This is a genomic window from Glutamicibacter sp. B1 (assembly GCF_039602135.1).
Lineage (GTDB): Bacteria > Actinomycetota > Actinomycetes > Actinomycetales > Micrococcaceae > Glutamicibacter > Glutamicibacter ectropisis.
The window spans coordinates 1,045,691-1,071,257 of the sequence record NZ_CP125942.1 but is presented as its reverse complement, the minus strand read 5'-3'; the positions used below and the strand labels follow the sequence as shown (position 1 = coordinate 1,071,257).

The window sequence follows — 25,567 nt, the reverse complement described above, 5'->3', positions numbered from 1 at the left end:
ACAGCTCCCCTCTGGAACTCAGGCACCAGCTGAGGCGACGCATCGGATCAAGAATCATGGATTAAACCGTACTCTCGTGTGGGATGGATCTTGGAGAAAAATACTTGTGTACTTGTTCACCTCGACCAGTGCAGGTGCTGCAAAGCCCGCTGGATCAACTGATCCAGCGGGCTTTGATTTCTAGAGACCTGCGTAGAGATTCCGCTGAAGCTTACGGCGGAAGACCCACAACAAAATGCCGACAATTACGCCCGAGGCAATGATGCAGATGAAGTATGCATAATCGTTGATTACCGTATACAACTGTCCGAATAGCCCCGAGAACGCTGAACCCAGGGATAGGGTCAAGAAGTTCAGACCGACCATCTGGGAGCGGAAGCGCTCGGGTCCGATTCGAGTTGCCAGCGATAGGCTTACCGGGCCAACAAAGACTTCCGAGGCTCCGGCTGCCATCATGACCAGAACAATGAGCAGCAGTGGGATGAGCGCACCCTCATAGATTTTGAGGATGAACAGCATGATGATGTAAGCGCAGCCCATGTGGAACATACCCACAGCAAACTTGGATGGCGCGCCGGGTCCGTCGTTTCCAGACTTGCCCCAGAAGTAGGTCACAAAGGGAGTGATCAGTACGGCTGCAAACTGTGCCAGCATGGTGATCCACGCGACCGGTACGCTCCACCCAGCAATCACCAAGTCCACACGTTCTGAAATGAGAATCGCAATAGTAGTCGACTGCTGGAACAACAGACCAAAGAATAGACCGCCAGCTAAGAACAGTGGAAGGTAGGCACCAACACGGTGCTTCTCGTCAGACGTTACTTCCTTGCTGCTGAGCATCATGATGAAGTACCACGCGGCACTGGCCAAGATGAGCACCGTCGTAATCGCTGACAAGGAAGCAGCTGGAAGCAAGTTGGAAGACAGCGCAAAGATGATTGCCAAGAGGACAACAACCGCGATGATGCTCAAGCGAATTAGCTGAGCTTTTTCAATTGGGCGCTCAACAATTGAACCCTTAGCCGGGAGCTTTGGCATAGACGCAACGTACACGCCCAAAGAAATGAGCATACCTACGGCGGCCAAACCGAATCCAACGTGGAATCCCCACTCATTCTGAGCAAAGCCGGAAGCTAACGGACCAGTCACTGCGCCCATATTGATGGCTAGGTAGAAATAGGCGAACCCGACATCGCGACGTCCTTCATCTTGGCCTTCAACTGCCAGGCCGACGATGTTAGTGATATTCGTTTTGAGTGCGCCGGTGCCCAAAATGATAAGGCCCAATCCGACAGCCAAGCCCGACATGCCCGGAATGAACGCCAAAGCCACGTGTCCAATGGCGATGATCACGCCACCAATAAAGACCATCCACTTGGGGCTAATAACTCGTTCGCCCATCCAAGAACCCAGTAGCTGGGCAAGGTATACCGAGCCACCATAGGCGCCAACAATGCCGGAGGCGGAAGCAGCATCAATGCCTAGCCCACCTTCTGCTGCGGTGTACAGAAGGTAAAAAGTCAAGATGCCATTGAGGCCGTAAAAGGAGAAGCGCTCCCAGAATTCGGTAAAAGCGAGCGTTCCTACTCCGCGTGGAACGCGGGGCTTGGCCCCGTTATCAGCTGTTTCCAGGCGCGCTTGAACAGACTCCGATTTCAGCTGTTGCTGATCGAGTTCAGTGTTTGGCATGTTGGTCGGTCTCCGCTTTCCAAGAGGTGAAGATCAGCCTTGGCCCTCGGGCACTGCGGGAAGTCATATCGAGACAGTCACTGCTCTCAAGGTGACTTTCTGGCTTCCCGTGTTTCTCAAAGCTCATTTGTTACCGGACTCACTCTAGGGCTTTGAAGGTGCTCCAACCCTCATACGGATTAATAGTTTGGAAGATCAAAATTATCCGTTATTACAAGACCACGGTCACAGTTGTGCCAAGAATTACTGAAATCTCGGACTTTTTGCGCCGATCACTCCATGATGAAAAGTGAGTAAAGATGAGCAAAATTTGTGTCACTCATCATATTAAAATTTCGGATAGTCGGTCACAATCCACATTGCTGCCCCTGAAGTTCGACACGATCGCAACATCCGAAGTTCTTGTAGATCTTGAGATCTCTCGGTCAGTTACCCGTGCTAGTTACCCACCTAGTTGATCGCAGACCTTAAGACTCGTCGAGGTAGCCACGCTTACCGGCATCGATACATACCGGGGTCTTGTTTTCAGAATCCACTGAAGAGCAAGCCAAATAGACTGAGTTTGCTGCTTCTTCAAGGCTTAGCTCGTCATAGCCGACGGAACCAGGGTTATAGGAAACCGCGGTACTCCATTCGTCCAAATCCTTGCATGCCTGGAGCCCTTTGGATTCCGCTTCTTGAATTTTTGATTCCGAGGCGTCGTGATCCGACCAGGCCTCGTTTTGCTGCTGAATGGCCTGTTGGCAAGCATCACTGATGGTGGTTGTTCGCGCTGACTCCAGATCAGCACATCCGCTGGCTGAAAAAACAATGAAGGCAAGTACGGCGGCTGAAGGAAGAACTTTGCGCATATCAACCATGCTACCTAGAGCAGATATGGTTTTGCTGAGTCCGACATCGTAGCTTCGACTCGAGGAATTCAGGAACCAAAAATCCCGCACTTCAATGCTGAAGTGCGGGATCTTTTGAACTTGAAAGTTTGTTAAGCAATCTTGGATCGCTTAAAAGCATCAAGGCTAATGCCTTGCTCCAAGATGACCTTGGCCCATTCACGGGCAGAATGTAGCGAGTGGTCACGGTAATTACCGCAGCTCTTGGCTTCAGTACCCGGCACGTCCTCCCAGGTAATCCGCTCCGCAATATCTTCTAGTGAACTTTTCACTGCGGCCGCGACCTCGGCAGGCTCTGGTTCACCCCACAAAATCATGTGGAAGCCCGTACGGCAACCAAATGGGGAGAAGTCAATCAAGCCGTCAATGCGGGTGCGCAACAGACCGGCCATCGTATGTTCGATGGTATGCAAACCTGCCGTTGGAATTTCACCGTGGTTGGGCTGCACGAAACGAATGTCGTAGTTAGTGATGGCATCGCCCTTGGGACCACGCTCCACACCAATCTTGCGTACATATGGTGCCTTGACCTTGGTGTGGTCTAAGGCAAAGCTTTCAACTTCTGCAAGTTCGATATCACTCATAAATAAAGTGTATCGGTTGGGTCAATGGCGCCTGAACCATTGTTAATGCGCCGTAACCGGTAGACTTCTTAGGACGTTCGGGCACAGTAGACTTCCCGAACTGACTTCTTTAGAGGGGAAATTCATGTCGGAACAGAAGTCCTTACTCGTCTTCGCACATTCGGATGAAGCGGTAGCTTTTGCAGATGTTGACCACTTGATTTCAGGTGTAGGCAAGGTCAACGCATCTGTGGCTTTGGCCGGCGCTATTGCCGACGGAAATATCAAAAACGTGATCGTGTTGGGCACCGCAGGGGTCGTAGGACACGCGGGCGAAGACCGCCCAAGCCTGGATACCATCTATCAGGTCACGAAGCTCATTCAACACGACTTCCCATTGCCCTCGGCCACTGTGGAGACGACCGGCGACATCGTGCTCGAGACTCAGGCAACGATGGCCACTGGCGACGTTTTCGTCTCAGACGAGAAGCAGCGTAATCATGTCAAGGAGCTCGGGGCTTCCCTAGTGGACATGGAAGGCTACGCCTACGCCAGTATTTGCCAGCGTTTTAACGTTCCATTGCAGATCTTCAAGATCCCTTCCGACTACGCCGACGATTCCATTTCGATCGATGCATGGGACGACATTGCCAAGCAGAAGAGTGTCCAGCTGCGCGAGTTCTTTGACAAGCATCTGAGCTAACAACGGATCACCCATTGATCCTGTGCTGAAGCCACTGCCACAACGCCTGATCGTTCTTCGATCAGGCGTTTGGTTTCTGCAGAGTCAATGACAGGGACACGACAGGCTACTTCGGGCACGCAGCGGTTAACGCTCGCTTGGCGCCCAGGATAGCGAAAACCCCGGTCCACCACAGGTGGGCCGGGGTTTCGTTGCGGAGTCTAAAGACTACTCAGCAGCAGCTTCTTCTTCAGCTTCGTCGATCACTGGAGCCAGCGACAGCTTGCCACGGTCATCAATCTTGGTGATTTCAACCTGTAGCTTCTGGCCAACGCCGACGACGTCTTCAACGTCTTCAACGCGCTTGCCATCGTTGATCTTACGCAGCTCGGAAATGTGCAGCAGACCGTCCTTGCCAGGGGTCAGCGAAACGAACGCACCGAAGGTGGTCAGCTTCACGACGGTACCCAGGTAACGCTCGCCAACCTCAGGAACCTGAGGGTTAGCAATAGCGTTGATGGCCGAGCGGGCAGCTTCAGCAGCTTCGCCGCCCGTTGCGCCGATCAGCACGGTGCCGTCATCTTCGATCGAGATGTCAGCGCCGGTGTCTTCCTGGATCTGGTTGATCATCTTGCCCTTAGGGCCGATAACCTCGCCGATCTTATCCACTGGGATCTTCACCGAGATGATGCGTGGCGCGTTAACGTTCAGCTCATCTGGGGTGTCGATTGCCTGGTTCAGCACGTTCAGGATGTGCAGGCGGGCTTCACGAGCCTGGGTCAGCGCAGCAGCCAGAACCGAAGCTGGAATACCGTCCAGCTTGGTGTCCAGCTGGATAGCCGTGACAAACTCGGAAGTACCGGCAACCTTGAAGTCCATGTCGCCCATGGCATCTTCAGCACCGAGGATATCGGTCAGGGCAGCGTAGCGGGTTTCGCCGTCAACGGTGTCCGAAACCAGACCCATGGCGATACCGGCTACTGGTGCGCGCAGTGGCACACCAGCGTTCAGCAGCGACAGGGTCGAGGCGCAAACCGAGCCCATGGAGGTCGAGCCGTTGGAACCCAGTGCCTCGGAGACCTGACGGATCGCGTATGGGAATTCCTCGCGGCTTGGCAGCACTGGAACCAGTGCGCGCTCAGCCAGTGCGCCGTGGCCGATTTCGCGGCGCTTTGGCGAACCTACGCGGCCGGTCTCACCGGTCGAGTATGGAGGGAAGTTGTAGTTGTGCATGTAGCGCTTGGACTTCACTGGGGACAGCGAGTCAATCTGCTGTTCCATCTTCAGCATGTTCAAGGTGGTCACACCCATGATCTGGGTTTCGCCACGTTCGAAGATTGCCGAACCGTGAACGCGAGGCAGGACCTCAACCTCAGCGGAAAGCTGACGGATATCAGCCAGTCCACGTCCATCGATACGGATCTGCTCGGTCAGGATACGCTGGCGCACAATGTGCTTGGTGACAGCGCCGAAGGCCTTGGAGATTTCGCCCTCGCGACCTTCGAAGGTGTTACCTTCGCCAGCCAGCTGTGCAAGAACTTCGTCCTTGTAATCGCTAGCAGCGTTGTCACGTTCCTGCTTGTCAGCGATGGTGTAGATCTGAGCCAGGCGGGTCGAAGCAGCAGCTTCAACGGCAGCGAAAGCATCTTCTTCGTAATCGCGGAAGACTGGGAACTCGACGGTTTCCTTGGCAGCGCGAGCAGCCAGGTCAGCCTGAGCTTCACACAGAACCTTGATGAAAGGCTTGGCAGCCTCAAGGCCTTCTGCAACAACCTCTTCGGTTGGGGCAACCGCGCCGCGGTCCTTGATCAGTTCCCAAGCGTTGTCGGTTGCTTCAGCTTCCACCATCATGATGGCAACGTCGTCGCCAGCGATACGGCCGGCAACGACCATGTTGAACACAGCGTTCTTCAGTTCGGAGTGCTTAGGGAAAGCAACCCACTGTGCGCCGTTTCCGTCGTCAACCAGTGCAACGCGAACGCCGCCGATTGGGCCGGAGAATGGCAGACCGGAAAGCTGGGTGGACATCGAGGAAGCGTTGATTGCTACGACGTCGTACAGTTCGTCAGGCTCGATGGACAGAACGGTAACAACCACCTGAACCTCATTGCGCAGGCCCTTGACGAACGCTGGGCGCAGCGGGCGGTCCATCAGACGGCAAGCCAGGATGGCTTCGGTCGATGGGCGGCCTTCACGGCGGAAGAAGCTACCTGGGATGCGGCCAGCAGCGTACATGCGCTCTTCGACGTCCACGGTCAGTGGGAAGAAGTCGAAGCCTTCGCGTGGGTGCTTACCTGCGGTGGTTGCCGAGAGCAGTGCGGTCTCGTCATCGATGTAGACCATGGCCGAACCAGCAGCCTGCTTGGCAAGGCGTCCGGTTTCGAAGCGGATAGTACGGGTACCGTAGCGACCGTTGTCGATCTGCGCTTCGGCGAATTGGATTTCTGGACCCTCCATTAAGGGGGTGCTCCTTTCGATCGCTCCCAGCTAGGTGGATGAGCGAACCGCGTGGCCCTACCCAGATCTGGTCTTCGATCGAGACCCGCGCTGAGACCTTTAATAGTCCTAGCGAAAGTCACTACCGAGGACCGCGAAACTGGCGGTCGGGACCAACGGTCAGTCAGCCCTGAGAGTTATTTTCTTACGGGGACGGCACAGAACATGCAGACCCAGTAACTAGCCTACCGGGAATTGCCCAATGGTGCAGATCCCGACCTGCCACCTTTAGGTGAATTCCCGGGGTCTGCACCAGGCACGGGCAACGTCTTCCTACAGGCCGTTAGATCTTGACGTATCCGCAGGAGACAGGATTGCGATCACTTGACCACGTCACCACTCGACTCTTCAGACAGAAACGAATGGTGTCCCCGTTCCAAATACCAGAGTTTGTTCCCTTGACCAGGTTCAGGCAGCTCCATTTACGGTAGCCATTTGTTTGTAGATAAGAGGTGTCGTGGGAGCCGTAGAAAGTAGCGATCCCCTGATACTTCTTGCCGATGTTCTGCTTGATACAGAACTTATTGGTCCAGTGATTAAACTTGTAGGTGACTCCGGTTGCGCCATTGCGGGTTGAGCTGATGTGTTCTCCGGCCTGCGCGGCTGGCGCGATGACTGTGCCGCCAGCAATAAGCGCCATGGCCATCAGTGTGCTTGCTAGTTTCCTCTTGATGTTCAACAGAACCTCCTTTGATGAATGCGATTTTTTACCCCAAGGGCTCGAACAACCCTTTCAAGTACTCGGCTCGTCATTCAATATTTGTCCCTTCAAATTACGTTGCGGAAAATCCCAAAAATCGCCGTCCTCGCCCTTATAGATCGGCGACGCCGGCTGTCGATATTGCGCGAAGTTTTCAAAATCCTGCGTCTTGCCCACGGAATACCGTCGGTCAGCCAGCCCGGTTCAGGATCCAGGTGGAATCCTAAAATGACGTTTCAAAGAGGTACAGCCAGTACCGGTATGGACATACTCGTCCTCCACCTTGATTCTCCGGGTCTAATAGATATTGAAGGATTCCTACTTAATAGAACGGACGTTAATGAACGTTGACGAACCACGCGTGAAAGCGGCGCCTCGCACTGCAACAACACGCAAGGGCGGTAGCCCTACTATCCCCTTGGTTGTATACGTGCTTGCAGTAGGCACTTTCACGATGCTCACCACTGAGTTCATCGTGGCCGGAATTCTGACCCAACTGGCTGCCGAACTTGATATTAGTGTCGCGAAAGCTGGCCTTCTGATCACCGTTTTCGCTGCTGGCATGGTGATCGGTGCTCCACTGATGGCACTGTTGACGTTGCGCCTGCCTCAACGAATGACCTTGATCCTGGCTTTGGCCGTCTTTGCTGTCGGCCATGTGGTGGTTGCGCTGGGATCCGACTTCACCCTGTTGATGATTGCTCGTTTCATCACGGCGCTAGCCACCGGTGCCTTCTGGGCCATTGCCGGAGTTGTTGCGGCAAAGAGCGCGGGAGCCGGCATGGCATCACGTGCGCTGGGAATTATTAATGCAGGAGGCATGCTTGCCACAGTCTTAGGTGTGCCGTTAGGAGCTTTCGCCTCCCAATACTTTGGATGGCGCGGATCGTTCTGGGGTCTTGCAGTGCTCGCAGTGATCTCTGCCTTGCTCATTGCTCGCCACGTTCCGAACAATTTGTCGCAGCATTCCAATGTATCGATATGCGGTGAACTTGCTGGACTTCGTTCAGCCCGTTTATGGCTTACGCTGGCTGCCTGCGCCACCACCACCGGCGGCGTCTTAGCAACTTATTCCTATATTTCGCCCTTGCTAATCGACGGCACCGGATTCAGCGAGACCGCTATTCCATTGGTATTGATCGGTTTTGGCGTCGGTTCCTTGATTGGTTCTCTGGTTGGGGGAAGGCTCGGGGATGCACATCCACACTTGCTCACTATCATTGCCCCCGCAGCTTCAACCCTGGTTCTGCTGGCAATTTGTCTGCTCTCAGAGATGAAACTGCCGATGATCGTATTGATTACATTGCTTGGATTCTTTGGACTCGGGGCCAATCCGATCCTTGCCTCCCTTGCGATTAGTTATGGCAGGCATGCTCCAACATTGGCGTCGTCATTAACTGTCGCCGGTTTTAATGCAGGCACGGTGGTAGCTTCGTGGGCAGGCGGCAAGTCATTAGAATCCGCGTTAGGCACGACCGGACCAGTCGTGCTCGGTGCATGTGTTGCGGCGCTGACATTGATCCCGGTGATCACACTCTCAGTTCTTGCGAAGCGTTCCGCCCGCCAAGAACCAGCACTCAGCGTTTAATCCGCCTTCTATCCAAGCCCGTCTCAAATTCGGATAAAAAATCTCGTCCAGTTGGGATTATTTACGGATCGATTGAAGTTGTCCTTAGAGGGAACAAGTCACAACTTTCCTACTAAGCATCATTTCTCACACGAAGTGATAGCGACAATGCGCGAAAATCTGGATTCGCAAGTAACTGAATACCTCCGTGAGCCGATACCGGCTGACGGAATCACGTAAACAGATAAACAAAGGAAGAACACTCCTATGACTACTATGGCCAACGCATACGCAGCCCCGTCAGCAACCGAGCCTCTGGCTCCCATCCAGATCGAACGACGCGAAGTCGGTCCACACGATGTCCTGATTGACATCAAGTACGCTGGCATCTGCCACTCAGACATCCACACGGTCCGTGGCGATTGGGGACCACAGTCTTACCCGCTGGCTCCAGGCCATGAGATCGCCGGCATCGTGGCAGAAGTTGGCTCCGAGGTCACCAAGCACAAGGTCGGCGACCGCGTCGGCGTAGGCTGCATGGTAAATTCTTGCGGCAAGTGCGAATACTGCCTCGATGACCTAGAACAGTTCTGTGTTGAAGGCATGACCGGCACCTATGGCGCCATTGATCGCGACGGAACCGTCACCCAGGGTGGATACACCACCAATGTCGTCGTCACCGAGAAGTTCGTCCTGAGCATTCCTGACAGCATTGAACTTGATGTTGCTGCTCCCCTACTGTGCGCAGGCATTACCACCTACTCCCCACTGCATCACTGGAATGCCGGCCCAGGTAAGAAGGTTGCCGTTGTCGGTCTTGGCGGTCTAGGCCACATGGCGGTCAAGATTGCCAGTGCCATGGGTGCCGAGGTAACTGTGTTGTCGCAGTCGCTGAAGAAGAAGGAAGACGGTCTGAAGCTTGGTGCCAGCGACTACCGCGCCACCAGCGACGAGGCTACTTTCAAGGACCTGCACAAGACGTTCGACCTGATCATCAACACGGTCAGTGCATCGATCAACATCAGTGCATTCCTGCAACTACTTCGCGTTGACGGTACCTTGGTCAACGTTGGTGCACCAGCCGAGCCACTTCCGGTGAACGCTTTCGCTCTGATTGGTGGTCGTCGTTCATTCGCTGGCTCCAACATTGGCGGGATCAAGGAGACCCAGGACATGCTGGACTTCTGTGGCGAGCACGGAATCGGTGCAGAAATTGAAGTAATTTCCGCAGACAAGATCAATGAGGCTTACGAACGCGTTTTGAAGTCGGATGTTCGCTACCGCTTCGTCATCGACACCGCAACGATGGCCTAATTTCTTATTGCTTGAGGCGTGTGGCCCAACAGCTCAATGTTGTTGGGCCACACGCCTTTCTTACATTCTTGTACTAGCGGACCAATAAGGAGGTCAGGGACTTGAGCGAGAAGAGTTTCGTCGAATACGCATGGGATTTTCTTGAGCGTGGCAGTGTTCTAGTGGTGACCCTCAGCGGGCCGGCAAATCTACGCTTGATGGACCCAGAGAATTTTGCAGCCTATCAAGATGGCGAACAGCATAAATTCCATGGTGGTCTTGCCCGTCGAGCACCGTACCGAATCAAGGTTCCGCATTCAGGACCTTGGTACTTAGCCATCGACCTTGATGGACTAGGCGCGCGTGGAGTCCGCCATTCCGTGGACGTGCAGGAACCAGTGAAGTTTGAACCATAGGAAATAGCCCGCACCCTCAGTCTATAGCGAGCGACGGCGAACTAACTCTGCCCTACACAGCGATAACTGCACTGCGAGCCTGAGAACGCTGCCGATGTTCAAGGAAATTCTCCGTTAGGACGTTTCAATAGGACGTTACCGTCGTAGCTTTGCATCCAAGCCTTTGAGATCAACTCAGATCGAAACCAGAGCTAGCCATGAAACCAGGACCGCATTTCGCCAACGGTTAATGACATGGGTGCATCGGGAATTGAACTTTGAATCCCCACAGGTGAAGCCACTCTAAAAAACTACGCTTTAGCAATCAAATAAAGTTCAGCCTGACTAGGTAATCCGAGTAGTCAGCAAGATTGCATATCAAATCGGTTGTTGAACCTGTTATCAAATTGTGATCTACTGATCGAAGTTTCGCTGGTGAAATCTTGGTGGAACTAGTTCTGCCCGCACTGCACTGAAGCTGAAGGTTACTCCCAATGAACCGCATCTCTCGCAAGCACACACGCTCCACGCGCCTACCCCTCGCCGTAATCACCGCAGGTTCGCTAGCCATTAGCGGAATATCCGTCGGAGTCGCATCTTCCACTCCTGCAGAAGCAGCATCAAAAGTATCTATTTCTGTAGCAAATCCAGCCAGCGATGCCCCACCAATTTACAATCTTCATCCCGTGACCGCCGTGAACAACGGGGAGGAAAACTTCAAATACAATGACGCAGCAACTGATTTCAAGGCCGGAAAAATTGTTTTTGACACTCTTCCCGGACTCATCAAGGATGGGACTCCTATCTCAGGCAGTGCGAGTGTATTCCCAAACTCCGGAGAGGCCTACGACAACGTTTCTGTTGCCAACGATCAAGTGACGATCACCATTGATCCGAATCCCAATCCCACTGCCCCGAACGAAGAAGGTTATATTACCCGGCAGGTCAATTACGGATTCAACTTAGAAAATGCGGACCGCACATATCTCGGTGGCGCGATTAACAAACCTGCCGACGGGCTCCGCCTAGTGACAGGGTCTATAGAAAAGCTTTCCGGCACACCTCTGATTGAGACAGGATCAGCATCCTGGAAATTTGATGTACCAGCGGATTTCTTCTCCTTGACTGGAGCCACCGCCACAATTTCTTACTACTCGAAGGATCCCGCAGCTGAAGAGACCAGCGGATTTGTTGATTTAGACGTTGAAGATATCGCGCTTGTCAATAATCAAGTTGTTCTTAAAGACAGCCGACTTCCACAACTCACCGAAGGTGACGGCTACTTCGTGAGACTCAATGGAGCCAATGGCAAGGACTACGCAACGAGCTATGTGGGACTGTACGACAAGTCGCCGGAACCAACGGCAGAACCCACTGAAACCACGGAACCAACAGTAGAACCTACCGAAACCACGGAACCAACGGCAGAACCTACTGAAACTTCGGAACCAACCACCGAACCAACAGTAGAACCAACCGAAACCACCGAACCAACGGCAGAACCTACTGAAACTTCGGAACCAACCACCGAACCAACAGTAGAACCAACCGAAACCACCGAACCAACGGCTAAACCTACTGAAACTTCGGAACCAACCACCGAACCAACAGTAGAACCAACCGAAACCACCGAACCAACGGCTAAACCTACTGAAACTTCGGAACCAACCACCGAACCAACAGTAGAACCAACCGAAGTTCCTGAAGCTCAAGATCCGGAGTCAGGCGACCACGTCGCGCCGGGGGAAGAGAATCTTTCCTACGACAGTGAGTCTTCGTCTGTTGCCGAAGGAACTTACGTATTCAATACGAATACGCATGTCAACGACGGCGACGTTGCTGTCACGTACCGAACTTCTCCTGAGGCGAATCCACAAATCATTACCGGGTCAGTCAAAGACGGCAAGCTAACCATCACTGCTGATGATTCGTTCGCGAGTAGCCTCAAAGACCATAACCAGTTACTGGTTTCCGTTGAGGACTCAAACGGGCGTGTAATCTCTGCACTTATCGCTGGTTCAAGCGCTTTGTCGCTGGACTCGAAGATCGTAGATAGCCGACTCGGCGTCCTACTGGCTGAAACCGGCCAAAAGGAACTTACTTTCAAGATTCCAAATGAGTTCCCACAGATCACTGATGACAACTACGACTACGAGTTGCAGTACGTCACTTCGGATGGCAAACCTACGGCGCTCAACTCAGTCGACTTCACTGTCAACGATAGGTCTCTGGTCATAAACGATTCTCGGACGCCCGAGCTAACTGCCGGAACGTACTATCTGAAGGGAACGAAGAAGACGACTTCTGGTTCCGAAGATGATGCTACTGGTGCAAAGTCACGTGTAGCGGCTGAGGATTCAGCAACCGTTTCTACCTGGTTTGGGCTGTTTGCTTCTGCTCCAGAGCCTACGACTGAGCCAACCGAGAACCCAACAGTCGAGCCATCGGAAGATCCTTCCAATACGCCTTCTGACGATCCAACTTCGGAACCATCAGATGATGAGAGCACGCCTTCACAAAATGCCACCGTCACGCCGACTGCTTCTGATGACCAACGAAAAACTTCCGAGGATGAGCACGGCAGGGATGACAAGCTCGCAGAGACCGGAGCTAGCTCTGGCTTACTGCTTGCAGGTGGCCTGGCACTGGGCCTAATTGCAGTGGGGGCTATCGCCATTTCCGTACGTCGACGGGGCCGCCACGGTTAGTATTCGCTTCGCCGACTAAGAATGCTCGTGGGCAGACAACAGCGGCTTCCCCAACCACAGTTGGGGAAGCCGCTGTTGTCTAACCGCAGTTCGCTTGGGATATTGCCCCTAGCGATATAACGGTCGTTGATGAAGTATTCGAGCTACTTCTTTTTGTTCTTCAGCTCACGGTTGGCTGGGATGTCTGCCCATCCGCCAAGTCCGTTGTTGCCATAGCTGTAGTCGACAGTTGCCGAGTCGCCCTTGATGTTGAGCTTAACGGTTGGGCCCAAAGTACCACCGCGAACAAAGTTGTCCTTGGTGCCAATGGTGTCGATGAAGGACTGAACTAGACCGCCTGGCATGACGTAGTGTGAGTATGCCTGGAACTGACCCGGGTGCTGGTTGTAGTCAGGAGCGAATGGGCTACCTGCTGCGAAGTTCAAGTTCGTTGGGCTACCAAGTGCTAGACCCGAGCCACGGTTCAGTGGCTGGTAGTCACTGCGGATACCGTTACCAACGAAACCGTAAACGCCTTCTGGACCGTCAATGCCGGTAGCGAAAGTCGAGCGGTGGCTAATGGTGAACAGGTAGTACTTGCCATCCTGCATGTAGATCTGCGGGCGCTCAGTCTGGTCGGTAACGCAGTTGGCCGACAAGATTGGTGGCAGGAATTCCCACTCAGTCAGTGCCTTGTTCTTGGCACGAGCCAGGCCAACGTTACCGATCTGGTAGGTTGCACCGGACTTGTTTACTTGATCAACGGTTTCACCGTTGGTTTCGCCCTCGCGGTAACCAAGATCTTCAGCAGTGCACTTGGCATCGTCACGATCCATGGCCGAGTTGCCTTCAAAGACCATGTAGGTCTCGCCTGGGTGTGCAGGATCTACGAAGGTGAATGGGTCACGGAAGTTGTAGTAGGAGTTCTGCGCAGCATTCTGGTAGTTCTTACCGTCTGCCTGCAGCAGTTCCTTGACCTTGTTGAAGCCGGTCAGCTTCACGCCCTTTTTGTTCGAGTGGACGTGACCAACACTCAATGCGATGCGTGAGTCATAAGGCTTGACGTCCTGGCCGTCCTTGTCGCGGTAGAAAGCAACGTCGGTGAAGAAGAGCTTGATTTCACCGTTCTTGCTCACGCGTGCGGAGCCCGACCACTGGGTCTGGTGGGTGAAAGACTGATCTTCAAAGATCTTGCCAGTTACGCCTTCGTCGAAGACCTGGCCGCCGTAGGTCCAGCCGCCATCTTCGGGACGCTCGTCAGCAGGGATTCCTGCTGGGCGGTAGAAGTAGCCGATGCGTGCGTACTGGTGACGCTCATCGAAGCCCAACTTGCGGTCGGCAACCAACGAGAAGATGATTTCCTGACCGTTGACGCTGTACTGGTTAGCGTTTTCGTCGATCAGTGGCCAGGTATCCCAGACCCAAACTTTTTCGTTGGACATGTCAGGGAAGTCCTGAGAAACGGTCGGCATGGTGTATTCCGTAGGCATGGAATTTTCACGCGAACCGGCATCTGGATCAGACATGGCCTTGAGCTGCTTTGCATCAGCACGAGTCCAACGCGAGGTGAAATTGTCCGTTGGGCTGTAAGCCTTCTGAGTATGCTCGGTTGGCTGTGGGAAGCCAGGTACTGCGTCGGTGGCAGCTACAGCTGGCCCCGAGATCAAGGTAGCACCAAGTGCCCCGATGCTCAGTGCGGCAGTAAGAATGCCACGCTTCGTACGTTGTTTGTTCACGATTGTTTGCCTTTGTTCGATATGGAATCGGACAATCGCTCTGACCGTGATACACGTTCTCTCCACAGTCGAATCTAAGGATTCGCATAGCTTGTGTCAACGTATCCAAAACGTTTTGGAAGCAGGATCACATTTTTTAGGATTCATAACGAAATCTCCGTCACATTGTTTGCAAATCGTTTTGGATATTCGTTAGCGTGGTTAGCGGTCACTCGTAGTGATGCACGATCTCTCCCCCAAAATCTCTGCGACGACGCTTCTGCGCCGTCCAACTAGTCTGGCGTTTTAAACCCCAACTATTGGAAAGACCGATGACAGAACCACAGCCAAAGAAAACCAGAAAGCTTATAGCGATAGCAGTACTCTGCGCATTGGTGCTCGGAACTGTGGTGTCATGGCAAATTTTGCATTCCACGCCGCAAGCCTCTGTTCCTGAAGAGACTCAACCACCTCAGGATGGCTTAACGTTTCAACGTTCTGCGAGCTGGTCTGAGTACCGCCCGGCAACACATCTCACTCCCAATTCAAATTGGATGAACGATCCGCAGCGGCCCTTTTTCCTTGATGGCGTGTGGCATTTTTACTACCTTTACAACGCTGATTACCCGGAAGGTAACGGCACTGAGTGGTATCACGCAACGTCAACTGACTTCATTCATTGGAAGGATGAAGGCGTTGCTATCGAGAAGTACAAAAACGGTCTCGGTGACATCTGGACTGGCAGTGCCGTAGTCGACACCGAGAACACTGCCGGTTTTGGCAAAAATGCGGTCGTCTCTTTGGTAACCCAACAGGTTGATGGTGTGCAGCGTCAGTCCCTGTTCTACTCAACAGACGGCGGTTACTCTTTTACTTCCTACGAAGGCAACCCGGTCATGGACAACCCAGGTGTCGAAGCTTGGCGAGATCCGAAGATCGTATGGGACAAGGAACGCAATCAGTGGCTCATGCTCCTGGCCGAAGGAAGCAAAGTCGGGTTCTACACGTCTAGCGATCTAAAGTCTTGGAACTACCAATCAGGTTTTGAAACCACCGGTCTTGGAATTGTCGAATGCCCCGATCTGTTCCAGATGTCCGTAGACGGAGATCCTGAACGAACCACGTGGGTACTGGGAGTCAGTGCCAACGGAGCTGAGTCAGGACGCACCACCGGATACACCTATTGGACCGGTTCTTTCGACGGCAAGAACTTCTCTGCTGACCAGAATGATCCGCGTTGGCTCGATGCTGGTTCCGACTTCTATGCAGCAGTCACCTGGGATGACCCCCATGCGCAAGACCAATTGGCACATCGCTACGCCATGGGCTGGATGAATAACTGGGCCTACGCAGGCGAACTGCCAATGAGCGATTGGTCTGGTGGAACGATGTCCACGGTACGCCAGCTTTCGCTGCGCGACGTCGATGGACAGGCTCAATTGTTCTCGGAACCAATCCCTGCCCTCAACGAACTCGAAGGCCAACCAGAAACCTCGGACCCGCAGTCTGTGACCGCAGATCAAAGCGCTTCGCTAGGCAAGGCAACTTCCGATGCTTATCGACTACATATCGATCTGAGCCAAGATAAAAACGCTCCCAGCGAAGAAACTCTCGTTGAACTCAATGATGCCCACGGAGCTAAAGTCACCGTTGGCTACAACTTCAATGAGCAGAAACTGTTCCTAAACCGAGGTGAGGACAAGATCGCAGGCTCCATGCCCGATCTCTACCGCGAGATTCGTAGCGAGCAGCTTCCGGTGCACGATGGGCAGCTTACCTTAGACATTGTTGTGGATACGACATCTGTTGAGGTCTTCGCACAAGACGGAGAAGTGTCTTTGAGCTCCAATGCCTTCCTGACCCCAGGGGGGCACGAAGTGACCCTCAAGTCGCTGGGCGGAACCACCGATGTGCGAGAATCACAAACTACGCCACTGGCGGTAGCTGAAACTCAACGTCAGTAATTTCTTATGACCGTGGTGCTTTGACGGATTCACGTTGAACCAAATGGCATCGAAGCTTCTCGGCGATGCGAGCGCCGTTCTGCGCCGTTGCCTGAGTAAAAAGCTGTGACACCGCCCAATGCCCCATCTGATAATGAGGCAAGGCTATAGTGCTAAGTGTTGGAACCAATGCTTGGGTGATCAGTTGAAGATCATCAACGCCAATCACCGACAGGTCTTCTGGGATTCTCAGTCCAAGGTCATTGGCTGCCTGATAAACGCCCATGGCTATTTCATCGTTAAAACAGAAGATGGCAGTAGGCCGGTCTTCCCGATCCAGGATGAGTCGTCCTGCTTCACGGCCGCCGGCAGCGTCACCAGTTTTCGCACAAACCCACGCTTCATTCACGGCAATCCCGGCAGCCCGCATGGCCGAGCGATATCCTTCTTCGCGCCCAAGAGCGGAAGGGACGTTTTCGTTAACCGTTGCAAAACCAACCCGCTGGTGACCGAAACTGAGCAAATGACCCGTGGCGTCAAGACCAATCTGTTTTTCATCAGGGACTACTGATGAAAACTTCAAATCAGGGCTGGAAGCATTGGCCAACACCACCGGAATTTCACCAAGCTCTTTCGGTACGTTGACCGATTGATGCGACATTCGCGCGTAAACCAAACCGTCAACCCGATGGTCAAGCAAGGTACGAATGCCAAGTAACTCGCGTTGAGGGTCCCCGGTGGAGTCAAGGGCAAGAACCACGCTTTGATGTTCGGCAGCCGCATCCTGAGCACCGCTGATAATTAGTCCTGCATAAGGAGTGACGGCGATGGTGTCACTGAGCAGGCCAACGGTGAAAGTTCGAGAGCTCCTCAGTCCTCGTGCACGCAAATCCGGTGAGTACCCCAGCTCTTGAGCCACTTCTAAGACCCGTGCTCGGGTTGCCGGGTTAATAGCGCGTGCTCCGCTTAATGCATGCGAAACCGTGGTGGGAGATACCCCTGCAGCGGCGGCAACATCTCGAATGCCAACCCGGGCAGACTTGCCGAGCTTTTTGTCCATACCTTATTTTTTCACATTCTCACGTGACATGTTAATCCGTGAATAAACCGACGCGTCGAGGTTTGTTAAAGAGGTGTGAGGTAGCACCATATTATTTACTGCACCATTAGTGCCAGGGGTCACTGTAGCCCTAGGTGCTCCTTGCTGGGCATCGTCGATCTTGATGGGAGTGAAAAGTGGAGGCACTCGCCGCGCTCCCCGATGGTTGGGGTGCACGGAGAGCGCCTCGTTGTGTGTTGCTGCAGGTGGGGTGGTAGGGCCGGAAGCTGGTGGGCCTCCGGCCTTTGCTGTTGGGGTGTGGGGTTAGGAGCGGCAGTTGACGATGCGTGGGGTGACTAGCGGCGGGACGTCGACTTGGAGACAGCGTCCATCGGCGGTGGCGTTGGAGGCGGTGGTGGCGATGATGCCTACTGCGGCGGCAGATCCTGCTGCGAGCGCGGCTCCGACAATGGGGGCTCCGGGGCCGAACATTGCTGCGATGCCTGCGCTTCCGGTGAGGAGGCCGGCAATGACGACGCCTTCGTCGCGCATGTTTCTGGTTTCGGCGCGACTGTAGGTTAGTCGTCCGTAGAAGCCTTTCCATTCAGCTTCGGGGTCAAGGATTACTGGGTAGGTGGTGTCTTTGGTGGGGGTGATGGTTTGGGTGAGGGTGTTGCCTTTGAGTGTGAACTTGGTGGGGACTTTTTTGCCGTTGGCGTCGATTGCCCAGGGGGTTTTGATTTCGCCGAAGGTAGCTTCAGCTTCTACTTCGGGACGTGAGTTGCCTAGTTTGGGGTCGAGGATGAACTTTACGCTGCCGTCTTTTTCTAGTTGTGGGACGATTCCGTCGGGGTAGTTCAGGTCGAAGTTGTAGGATCGGTCGGAATTGGCGTCGGGGACGGCAACGATTGCGCGAGCTGACAGTGAGGATTGGGCATCAGAGTCTTGTGCGCTGGTGGAGGATTGCATGGGCTCGGTGACGATTGCTGCGCCTGCGCTGCGATTAAGCTGATCGCTTGGACTACTGAGGTCTGCGTTTTGTGGCAAGCCTACGGTGAGCCAGGTTCCATCAGGGTGCTTCAGTTCGATCTGACCTGCATCTTCACTTGGTAGTGAGATAGTTCCCCTTGCTGGCGTGGAGGTTGTTGAGGTGAGGACGCGGCTATTTCCTGGGGCAGAGGTGAGAAGGTCGTCAATTTTTATTGAATTGTCATCAGCGTTTGCTACGGTACCACTGAGGAATATCGTTGAGACTGTAAGAATTGCAGTGATCCTGTAATGGGATTTCATTATTATTCTCCTATATTTTGTATTGAAAGATTGAGAGAGCAATGGGAATTGAGTATTTGTTGGCGCTCCTTTTTGGGCTGGCGTTTGTTGCCGCGTGCGCTTCTTACGGGCGGTACCGTCATAACCGTAAAAACAAGGATCGGTAGACCTTGTCTTAGGCCTGATGGTAGGTTCTCACTCTGGTGGAAAGTCCCCTACGAATGGGGTGCCCGCTATGTGTGATGAGTCAGCCTGAATGCCTGCAAATTTGTATATATTTTCAAACATGACAGTTGACTTGCCTTTTTGTTAACTAACAAAATGACTAAATCACATAAGGTGAAGTCTACCCACTGGTAAGCAAGGGTGTAGATCATACTTTTGTAGGAGGGTGCATGCTGACTCTCGGTATGTCGATTCCCCTCCCTTCCTCACCTTGCATGCGAGTTCCACGCCCAAGGCCTCTGGGGAAAGTGGATATATGTTCCCGTGCGCCCATGTCTCGCTCGGGAACATTGGTGCTCGTGTAGGTGCTTGACTTTTAACATAAGGGCACCCCCGACAACATCACCGTGTTTTTCTGCTCCCCTGCAACAACACAAGACCTCTAGGGCAGGAGCGCGGCAACTGGTCATAAGAAACCGCGATGCGCCTACCTTCGATGGTGAAGTCATCCGAAAACTACCCAATAATGCTTGTGGTCAGTGATCCATACTTCTCGGCAATCAGTGCACCACCATTCCACGAGCGCTGTCTCACTGCTCTTACGTCCACAAATTCAGCAAAATTTTCGGATAACAAATACGGATCTTTCCATGAATCTCAAAGGTCATCTCTGTAGGATCGATTTAGTCTGCGTTATTTCCGTTTCTTGCCCTCGGCTGAAATTGGCTGTTCAAGTTCTTCTCACAGCGGGTCAAGGAATAATGTAAGAAGAGCAAACATACCGTCAGCACCATAGGTGTCTGCCGGTAAAGACGTTTCATCGCAGTATGCACCGCACAGATAGTCCAGCAGAAACGAAGGCAACACTTTGAACGGCAATGCCACCTTTAAACACCATAACGTTGCGCTTTTATCAGTGAACAGCGTCCTCGCACCAGAGGTGGTGAGCTCAGCAGAATTTGATGAGCGGCTGGCTCCAAGTTTGAAACGACTGCGCCTTTCCAAAAAGCTCCTCGAGCGTGTTTCTGGGGTCAAAGAACGCCGCTGGTGGTCCGATGGTGTCGAATTCGATGACGCAGCCATCCTCGCCGGCAAAAAAGCCCTCGACCAGGCCGGCGTTGACGCCAGCGAAATCGGTCTACTTATTAATACTTCGGTGACCCGACGCAACCTTGAACCGTCCGTCGCGTCTAAGGTCCACAACGGCCTGGGCCTGCCTTCCTCAGCAATGAACTTCGACGTGGCCAATGCCTGCCTTGGATTCGTCAACGGCATGAGCCTGGCCGCGAACATGATCGACTCCGGGCAGATCAAGTACGCACTGATCGTAGCCGGCGAGGATGCCAAAGCCACTCAAGAAACTACTTTTGAACGCTTGAACGCCGAGACTTCCACGCGTGATGACTACATGCGTGAATTTGCGACACTAACTCTGGGCTCTGGTGCAGCAGCTGCCGTGATCGGCCCAGCCGATGCTCACCCAAATGCCCACCGGATCCTTGGCGGTGTCTCCCGCGCCGGAACCCAGCATCATGAACTGTGTGTAGGTGGCCCGGATGGAATGTACACCGACACCAAGGGCCTGTTGGATAACGGGCTCGACCTCGTGGTCAATGCTTGGGACGAAGCGCACCATTCTGGTTGGAACTGGAAGAGCATGGACCGCTACGTCACCCATCAGGTCTCCAAGTCCTACACCAACGCCATCATTAAAGCCGTGGGTTTGATCAAGGATCGCGTGCCCATCACCTTCTCGAAGTGGGGCAATGTTGGCCCGGCCTCGCTACCCATGACGCTGTCCCAAGAAGCTGAAACGCTCAAGCCTGGTGACCGCGTGCTGTGCATGGGCGTAGGCTCTGGATTAAACACCGCAATGATGGAGATTGTCTGGTGACCGAGATTTTCCCCGGCGTCAAGGAAATCTACTCAAAATACCTGAGCGTTCCGTCGACCTCCGCGATTGATGCTCAAGGCGCTTCCTACCGCTGGCACGTGCTGGATAATCAGGAAGAACTAACACAGCGCGGCATCACCCCGGTGGGCACACTCGTTTGTGTCCACGGAAATCCTACGTGGTCCTATTTGTGGCGCAGTCTGTTCAACCACGTCTCAGATCACCAGTTGGCTTGGCGAATCGTCGCTGTTGACCAACTAGATATGGGCCTTTCAGAACGTACCGGAAAATTCCGTCGTTTGGCTGACCGTGTTAATGACCTCGGCGATGTCATTGACGCCTTGGATCTTGGCAATAACGTCACCACCGTCGGTCATGACTGGGGCGGGATCGTCTCTCTAGGGTGGGCCGTGGCACATCAGGAGAGACTGAATAATGTTGTCCTGACCAATACCGCAGTTCACCCTGCCGGCTTTGAACTACCTGCTGCCCTGAAATTAGCGACCCACCCCGCCGTCCATGGTTGGGGCACCAAGTCCACTCGTGCTTTCCTTCAGGTCACTCATTCGCTGGCCCAACCTGCCTTGGACCCACAGGTGCGTCAGGCGTTTATGGCCCCTTACACCAGTGCCGAACAGCGTGAAGGCGTAGCCAATTTTGTCGCCGACATCCCGTTCCTTCCCGAACATCCAAGCCGGCGCGCCTTGGATGAGATCTCTGAAGCAGTACGTTCCTTGAAGGTACCTGCACTGATGCTTTGGGGTCCCAAGGATCCGGTATTCTCCGATCGTTATTTGCGCGATCTGTTGGGCCGTCTGCCTCAGGCTCAGGTGCACCGTTTTGAAGGTGCCAGCCACCTGGTGGGCGAGGACCGCGATATCGCTACCCCAATTTTTGAATGGTTGGATAGCACGCCAGATTCTGCGCACTCCGCACGCGTCCAAAGCGAAGATGCCTACCTTCCTATGCTCGCCGAGTTGGACTCTCGACAGGATGATCCAAGCGCAGCGGTGGTTGATATCCATCCGCCGCGTTCCTTGTCATGGGCTGAGCTTGGACAGCGCGTTAATGCGCTAGCTTCCGGATTGCAGCAGATCGGCGTGAAGTCTGGGGACCGGGTAAACCTGCTGGTACCACCTGGCATCGAGCTGACCTCACTGATTTATGCCTGCTTGCGTTTGGGCGCAGTGATAGTTGTGGCAGATGCAGGATTAGGCACCAAGGGTCTGGGCCGGGCCATCAAGGGTGCTGGTCCCAGTTTCCTCGTGGGCATTAACCGTGCACTGACCGGTGCACGAGTCCTAGGCTGGCCCGGCACCAAGATTGCTGTTGAGGAACTTTCCTCCGCCAAGCGCAAGGTACTGGGCGTGGAACACACCCTGGACGAATTGCTGGAGGCCGGAAGTTCAACCGGGGCCACAGCAGGTAGTTTTACTGCCCCGGATCCCGATGCCGACGCGGCGGTGCTGTTCACTTCTGGTTCCACCGGACCGGCCAAGGGCGTTGTGTACACGCACCGACAGCTCTCCGCCATGCGCGATACCCTGCGTGAAACCTACCATTTGAAGGCTGGTTCCTCGCTGGTTGCTGGCTTCGCACCGTTCGCTTTGCTTGGCCCGGCGCTCGGCGCCACCTCGGTAACCCCAGATATGGATGTCACCGCTCCGCGTACGCTCACGGCCAGCGCCCTGGCTGATGCCGCCGTCGCGGTCAATGCAACTACGGTCTTTGCCTCCCCCGCAGCGCTAGCTAATGTGCTTGCGACCAAGGCCGAGCTGAACACGGCACAGCGTAAAACACTGTCCAATGTTGAACTGATGCTCTCAGCCGGCGCCCCGATCCCAGAACCGCTTTTGGACAAGGTGCAACAGCTTGTGCCCAATGCCAAGGTGCATACTCCCTACGGGATGACCGAAGCGCTGCCAGTCACCGACATTGACCTTGATGGTATCCGTGAAGCAGGACAGGGCAATGGCGTGTGCGTTGGTACCGCCGTTGCCGGTGCCACCATCGCTATCGCACCGATCGATGACCTGGGGGTTGCTGGCGATCAGCCAGAATACACTCCCAATGCCACCGGCGAAATTTTGGTCCGCGCTGCGCACGTTAAGGACCGTTATGACCGTCTGTGGATCACCGAACAGGCCAGCAGTTCTATCACCGGATGGCACCGTACCGGCGACGTCGGTCATTTCGATGCCGAGGGACGTCTGTGGGTTGAAGGCCGACTGGGCCACGTATTGTCCATGGCTCAGGGCGCCGTGACTCCGGTGGCAGCGGAACACGCCGTGCAGTCGGTCGCCGGTGCAGGGCGTGCTGCCCTGGTGGGTGTCGGCCCGGCAGGCACACAAGCTGCAGTAGTGGTCATGGAAACTGTTCCGGCTGCCCCCAAAGCAGGTCCAGCGTCGAGTGAGCTAACCAAGTTGGTCCGCTCGGCCGTCGCAGCCACTGGCATTGAGGTGGCAGCCGTGCTGGTGGTGAAGACCCTGCCCACCGATATTCGCCATAACTCGAAGATTGACCGTGCAGCTCTAGCGCAGTGGGCCAGTTCAACGCTTGCCGGTGGAAGGATCCGCACACCATGAGCACAATTCAAGACTCACTAACCGCGCGAAGGGTTCTTGTCACCGGCGCCAGCGGCCTGCTCGGCGGTGCAGTGGCTCAGCTCCTTCGCGACACGGGCCACCATGTACGCACTTTTCAGCGCCGTGCCTCGACCGGCGCCAGCGATGAAGTTCAAGGCTCACTGACAGATCAAGAGGCTGTAGCCCGAGCCGTTGAGTCCATGGACGCGGTCATCCACCTTGCCGCCAAAGTGTCCTTTACCGGTCACTGGCAAGAGTTTGTTGATACCAACATCACCGGTACCAATAATTTACTCACCGCTGCACGAAGCGCAGGCATTAGAGACTTCGTTTTTGTTTCTTCTCCGTCGGTGGCCCATTTCGGGGATGCGTTAGCCGGAGCTGAAGCAGGAACCGCTAACCCACAGTTGGCTCACGGTCACTATGCCCGTTCTAAAGCGGCAGCTGAACTTGACGCGTTGGCTGCGGATTCCGAGGACTTCCGAGTGACCGCTATCCGCCCGCATGTGGTGTGGGGGCCGGGTGACACCCAGCTCGTGGAGCGCGTAATCCAGCGTGCTAAGGCAGGACGACTTCCGTTGCTAGATCATGGTGCGGCCTTGATCGACACGACCTACATTGATAATGCTGCTTCGGCGATTGTTCGTGGATTAGAACGCATGGATCACGCCCATGGACGTGCCTTGGTCGTAACTAACGGCGAACCGAGGCCTGTGGGTGAGCTGATTGCAGGGATCTGCCAGGCCGGTGGCGCCCCAGCCCCGAAACTCAACGTGCCAGGTTGGCTGGCTCGTGGCGCGGGCTCCGTCATTGAAAAAGTCTGGCTCGCCGCAGGCTCCAAGGGACTCGTTCATGATGAACCACCCATGACCCGCTTCCTGGCCGAACAACTGTCCACCGCCCACTGGTTTGACCAGCGTGAGACCCACAAGGTGCTGGATTGGAAACCAGTGGTGAGCATCGACGAAGGCATCGCCAAGCTGCGCGCACACTATTCAACGAGCTAAGGCTTGTTCGGCTTAGAAACCAACTGAACACCGCGATGCCCCGGCTTACTGCCGGGATGTCGCGGTGTTTGTCATGAATCGGCACCAACAACGCCCTGCACGTGAAATAGCGATACCTTAAAATGATGAGCAACAAGATTTCTTACCAAGGCGAAGCAGGGTCCAACTCCAATATGGCCTGCACTCAACGATTCCCCGATATGCAGGCTGTACCTTGCGCCAGCTTCGAGGATGCCTTCGCCATGGTAGAAAACGGTGAAGCAGATTTGGCGATGATCCCCATCGAAAACTCCTTGGCCGGACGCGTCGCAGATATTCACGTGCTGTTGCCCGAATCGAATCTACAGATCGTTGGCGAACACTACCTACGGATCCGTTTTGATCTCTTGGGACTGCCAGGTAGTACCGTTGCGGAAGCCACCGAAGTACATAGCCATATTCATGCATTGGGTCAGTGCCGCAAGATCATTAGAGAACACCAGTTGACCCCGGTGATTGCAGGCGATACCGCCGGCTCGGCACGTGAAGTGCGGGACTGGAATGACCCGAAGAAACTTTCCCTCGCTCCCCCTCTGGCTGCAGAATTGTACGGACTCGAAGTGCTTGCCTCGGGTGTGGAAGATGATCCGACAAACACTACTCGCTTCGTGGTGCTTGCCCGTAAACAGGAATTGCCATCGCGTTCTGCGCTTCCCGAGTCTGCAGTGACCACGTTGGTTTTCAAAGTGCGCAACGTACCTAGTGCTTTGTACAAGGCACTGGGTGGCTTCGCGACCAATGGTGTGAACATTACGCGGCTTGAAAGCTACATGGTCGGTTCATCCTTCGCTGCGACGACCTTCATGATCGATGTCGAAGGTCATCCTGAAGACTTGCCGGTACGTCTTGCCTTAGAAGAGCTCGAATTCTTCACGTGGGAGATCAAGATCCTTGGCACCTACGCGGCCAGCGAGCATCGCCAAAGCGTGTCAGCAGCTTTTGTTTAGGA

18 protein-coding genes are annotated in these 25,567 nt (G+C 54.3%); 10 read left to right on the top strand and 8 right to left on the bottom strand.

Features of this window, described 5'->3' with window-relative positions:
- Positions 1-180 precede the first annotated feature (180 nt).
- The 3 genes from QMQ05_RS04955 to QMQ05_RS04945 all read right to left on the bottom strand — a co-directional run bounded on the left by QMQ05_RS04955 (position 181) and on the right by QMQ05_RS04945 (position 3,163).
- Positions 181-1,689 carry a peptide MFS transporter gene (locus tag QMQ05_RS04955; protein WP_345473505.1) on the bottom strand — a complete coding sequence of 503 codons (1,509 nt, stop codon included), beginning with the start codon at positions 1,687-1,689 and terminating at the stop codon, positions 181-183.
- A 467-nt stretch (positions 1,690-2,156) separates the two neighbouring features.
- Positions 2,157-2,540, bottom strand: coding sequence for a hypothetical protein (locus tag QMQ05_RS04950; protein WP_345473503.1), 384 nt, complete (start codon positions 2,538-2,540; stop codon positions 2,157-2,159).
- A gap of 131 nt (positions 2,541-2,671) precedes the next feature.
- Positions 2,672-3,163, bottom strand: coding sequence for an S-ribosylhomocysteine lyase (locus QMQ05_RS04945; protein WP_334123963.1), 492 nt, complete (start codon positions 3,161-3,163; stop codon positions 2,672-2,674).
- A gap of 124 nt (positions 3,164-3,287) precedes the next feature.
- Here QMQ05_RS04945 and QMQ05_RS04940 point away from each other — a divergent pair, with 124 nt between their 5' ends.
- Positions 3,288-3,845, top strand: coding sequence for a purine-nucleoside phosphorylase (locus QMQ05_RS04940; RefSeq protein ID WP_334123964.1), 558 nt, complete (start codon positions 3,288-3,290; stop codon positions 3,843-3,845).
- Positions 3,846-4,052: 207 nt separating this feature from the next.
- Here QMQ05_RS04940 and QMQ05_RS04935 read toward each other — a convergent pair whose 3' ends face one another.
- Both QMQ05_RS04935 and QMQ05_RS04930 read right to left on the bottom strand, forming a co-directional pair.
- Positions 4,053-6,281, bottom strand: coding sequence for a polyribonucleotide nucleotidyltransferase (locus QMQ05_RS04935; RefSeq protein ID WP_345473501.1), 2,229 nt, complete (start codon positions 6,279-6,281; stop codon positions 4,053-4,055).
- A gap of 322 nt (positions 6,282-6,603) precedes the next feature.
- Positions 6,604-6,999 carry a hypothetical protein gene (locus QMQ05_RS04930; protein WP_345473499.1) on the bottom strand — a complete coding sequence of 132 codons (396 nt, stop codon included), beginning with the start codon at positions 6,997-6,999 and terminating at the stop codon, positions 6,604-6,606.
- A 361-nt stretch (positions 7,000-7,360) separates the two neighbouring features.
- On the opposite strand from QMQ05_RS04930, the gene QMQ05_RS04925 reads away from it, so the two are divergent.
- The 4 genes from QMQ05_RS04925 (at position 7,361) to QMQ05_RS04910 (ending at position 12,983) form a co-directional block, all read left to right on the top strand.
- A complete protein-coding gene (locus QMQ05_RS04925; protein WP_345473497.1) occupies positions 7,361-8,608 on the top strand; it encodes an MFS transporter in 1,248 nt (415 codons plus the stop codon).
- A gap of 246 nt (positions 8,609-8,854) precedes the next feature.
- On the top strand, positions 8,855-9,901 hold the full coding sequence (locus QMQ05_RS04920) for an NAD(P)-dependent alcohol dehydrogenase (protein WP_345473495.1): 1,047 nt from the start codon (positions 8,855-8,857) through the stop codon (positions 9,899-9,901).
- A 101-nt stretch (positions 9,902-10,002) separates the two neighbouring features.
- Positions 10,003-10,296: a DUF1883 domain-containing protein gene (locus tag QMQ05_RS04915; protein WP_345473493.1), complete on the top strand. Its 294-nt coding sequence runs from the start codon at positions 10,003-10,005 to the stop codon at positions 10,294-10,296.
- A gap of 473 nt (positions 10,297-10,769) precedes the next feature.
- On the top strand, positions 10,770-12,983 hold the full coding sequence (locus QMQ05_RS04910; RefSeq protein ID WP_345473491.1) for a hypothetical protein: 2,214 nt from the start codon (positions 10,770-10,772) through the stop codon (positions 12,981-12,983).
- Between the two features lie 143 nt (positions 12,984-13,126).
- Here the strand turns inward: QMQ05_RS04910 and QMQ05_RS04905 are convergent, their stop codons facing one another.
- On the bottom strand, positions 13,127-14,698 hold the full coding sequence (locus QMQ05_RS04905) for a glycoside hydrolase family 68 protein (protein ID WP_345473489.1): 1,572 nt from the start codon (positions 14,696-14,698) through the stop codon (positions 13,127-13,129).
- A 533-nt stretch (positions 14,699-15,231) separates the two neighbouring features.
- On the opposite strand from QMQ05_RS04905, the gene QMQ05_RS04900 reads away from it, so the two are divergent.
- On the top strand, positions 15,232-16,641 hold the full coding sequence (locus QMQ05_RS04900; protein ID WP_345473487.1) for a glycoside hydrolase family 32 protein: 1,410 nt from the start codon (positions 15,232-15,234) through the stop codon (positions 16,639-16,641).
- Between the two features lie 4 nt (positions 16,642-16,645).
- Here the strand turns inward: QMQ05_RS04900 and QMQ05_RS04895 are convergent, their stop codons facing one another.
- Together QMQ05_RS04895 and QMQ05_RS04890 are read right to left on the bottom strand one after the other, a co-directional pair.
- Complete coding sequence (locus QMQ05_RS04895; protein ID WP_345473485.1) at positions 16,646-17,680, bottom strand: LacI family DNA-binding transcriptional regulator; 1,035 nt, start codon at positions 17,678-17,680, stop codon at positions 16,646-16,648.
- A gap of 303 nt (positions 17,681-17,983) precedes the next feature.
- Positions 17,984-18,949 carry a hypothetical protein gene (locus tag QMQ05_RS04890; RefSeq protein WP_345473483.1) on the bottom strand — a complete coding sequence of 322 codons (966 nt, stop codon included), beginning with the start codon at positions 18,947-18,949 and terminating at the stop codon, positions 17,984-17,986.
- Positions 18,950-19,961: 1,012 nt separating this feature from the next.
- Between QMQ05_RS04890 and QMQ05_RS04885 the strand changes: the two genes are divergently transcribed.
- The 4 genes from QMQ05_RS04885 (at position 19,962) to QMQ05_RS04870 (ending at position 25,565) form a co-directional block, all read left to right on the top strand.
- On the top strand, positions 19,962-20,987 hold the full coding sequence (locus tag QMQ05_RS04885; RefSeq protein ID WP_334121731.1) for a 3-oxoacyl-ACP synthase III: 1,026 nt from the start codon (positions 19,962-19,964) through the stop codon (positions 20,985-20,987).
- Positions 20,984-23,572 carry an alpha/beta fold hydrolase gene (locus QMQ05_RS04880; RefSeq protein WP_345473481.1) on the top strand — a complete coding sequence of 863 codons (2,589 nt, stop codon included), beginning with the start codon at positions 20,984-20,986 and terminating at the stop codon, positions 23,570-23,572. Before QMQ05_RS04885 ends, QMQ05_RS04880 begins: the two co-directional genes overlap by 4 nt.
- Positions 23,569-24,579, top strand: a complete 1,011-nt coding sequence (locus QMQ05_RS04875) for an NAD-dependent epimerase/dehydratase family protein (protein ID WP_345473479.1) — start codon at positions 23,569-23,571, stop codon at positions 24,577-24,579. Before QMQ05_RS04880 ends, QMQ05_RS04875 begins: the two co-directional genes overlap by 4 nt.
- 125 nt (positions 24,580-24,704) lie before the next feature.
- Entirely contained in the window at positions 24,705-25,565 is an 861-nt protein-coding gene (locus QMQ05_RS04870; protein ID WP_334121729.1) for a prephenate dehydratase, read from the top strand.
- Positions 25,566-25,567: the final 2 nt, after the last annotated feature.

Excerpts from the sequence above, each read along its gene's own strand:
- QMQ05_RS04955 (WP_345473505.1), bottom strand. The coding sequence starts at position 1,689 with ATGCCAAACACTGAACTCGATCAGCAACAGCTGAAATCGGAGTCTGTT.
- QMQ05_RS04950 (WP_345473503.1), bottom strand. The coding sequence starts at position 2,540 with ATGCGCAAAGTTCTTCCTTCAGCCGCCGTACTTGCCTTCATTGTTTTT.
- QMQ05_RS04945 (WP_334123963.1), bottom strand. The coding sequence starts at position 3,163 with ATGAGTGATATCGAACTTGCAGAAGTTGAAAGCTTTGCCTTAGACCAC.
- QMQ05_RS04940 (WP_334123964.1), top strand. The coding sequence starts at position 3,288 with ATGTCGGAACAGAAGTCCTTACTCGTCTTCGCACATTCGGATGAAGCG.
- QMQ05_RS04935 (WP_345473501.1), bottom strand. The coding sequence starts at position 6,281 with ATGGAGGGTCCAGAAATCCAATTCGCCGAAGCGCAGATCGACAACGGT.
- QMQ05_RS04925 (WP_345473497.1), top strand. The coding sequence starts at position 7,361 with ATGAACGTTGACGAACCACGCGTGAAAGCGGCGCCTCGCACTGCAACA.
- QMQ05_RS04920 (WP_345473495.1), top strand. The coding sequence starts at position 8,855 with ATGACTACTATGGCCAACGCATACGCAGCCCCGTCAGCAACCGAGCCT.
- QMQ05_RS04910 (WP_345473491.1), top strand. The coding sequence starts at position 10,770 with ATGAACCGCATCTCTCGCAAGCACACACGCTCCACGCGCCTACCCCTC.
- QMQ05_RS04900 (WP_345473487.1), top strand. The coding sequence starts at position 15,232 with ATGAACGATCCGCAGCGGCCCTTTTTCCTTGATGGCGTGTGGCATTTT.
- QMQ05_RS04895 (WP_345473485.1), bottom strand. The coding sequence starts at position 17,680 with ATGGACAAAAAGCTCGGCAAGTCTGCCCGGGTTGGCATTCGAGATGTT.
- QMQ05_RS04890 (WP_345473483.1), bottom strand. The coding sequence starts at position 18,949 with ATGAAATCCCATTACAGGATCACTGCAATTCTTACAGTCTCAACGATA.
- QMQ05_RS04875 (WP_345473479.1), top strand. The coding sequence starts at position 23,569 with ATGAGCACAATTCAAGACTCACTAACCGCGCGAAGGGTTCTTGTCACC.
- QMQ05_RS04870 (WP_334121729.1), top strand. The coding sequence starts at position 24,705 with ATGAGCAACAAGATTTCTTACCAAGGCGAAGCAGGGTCCAACTCCAAT.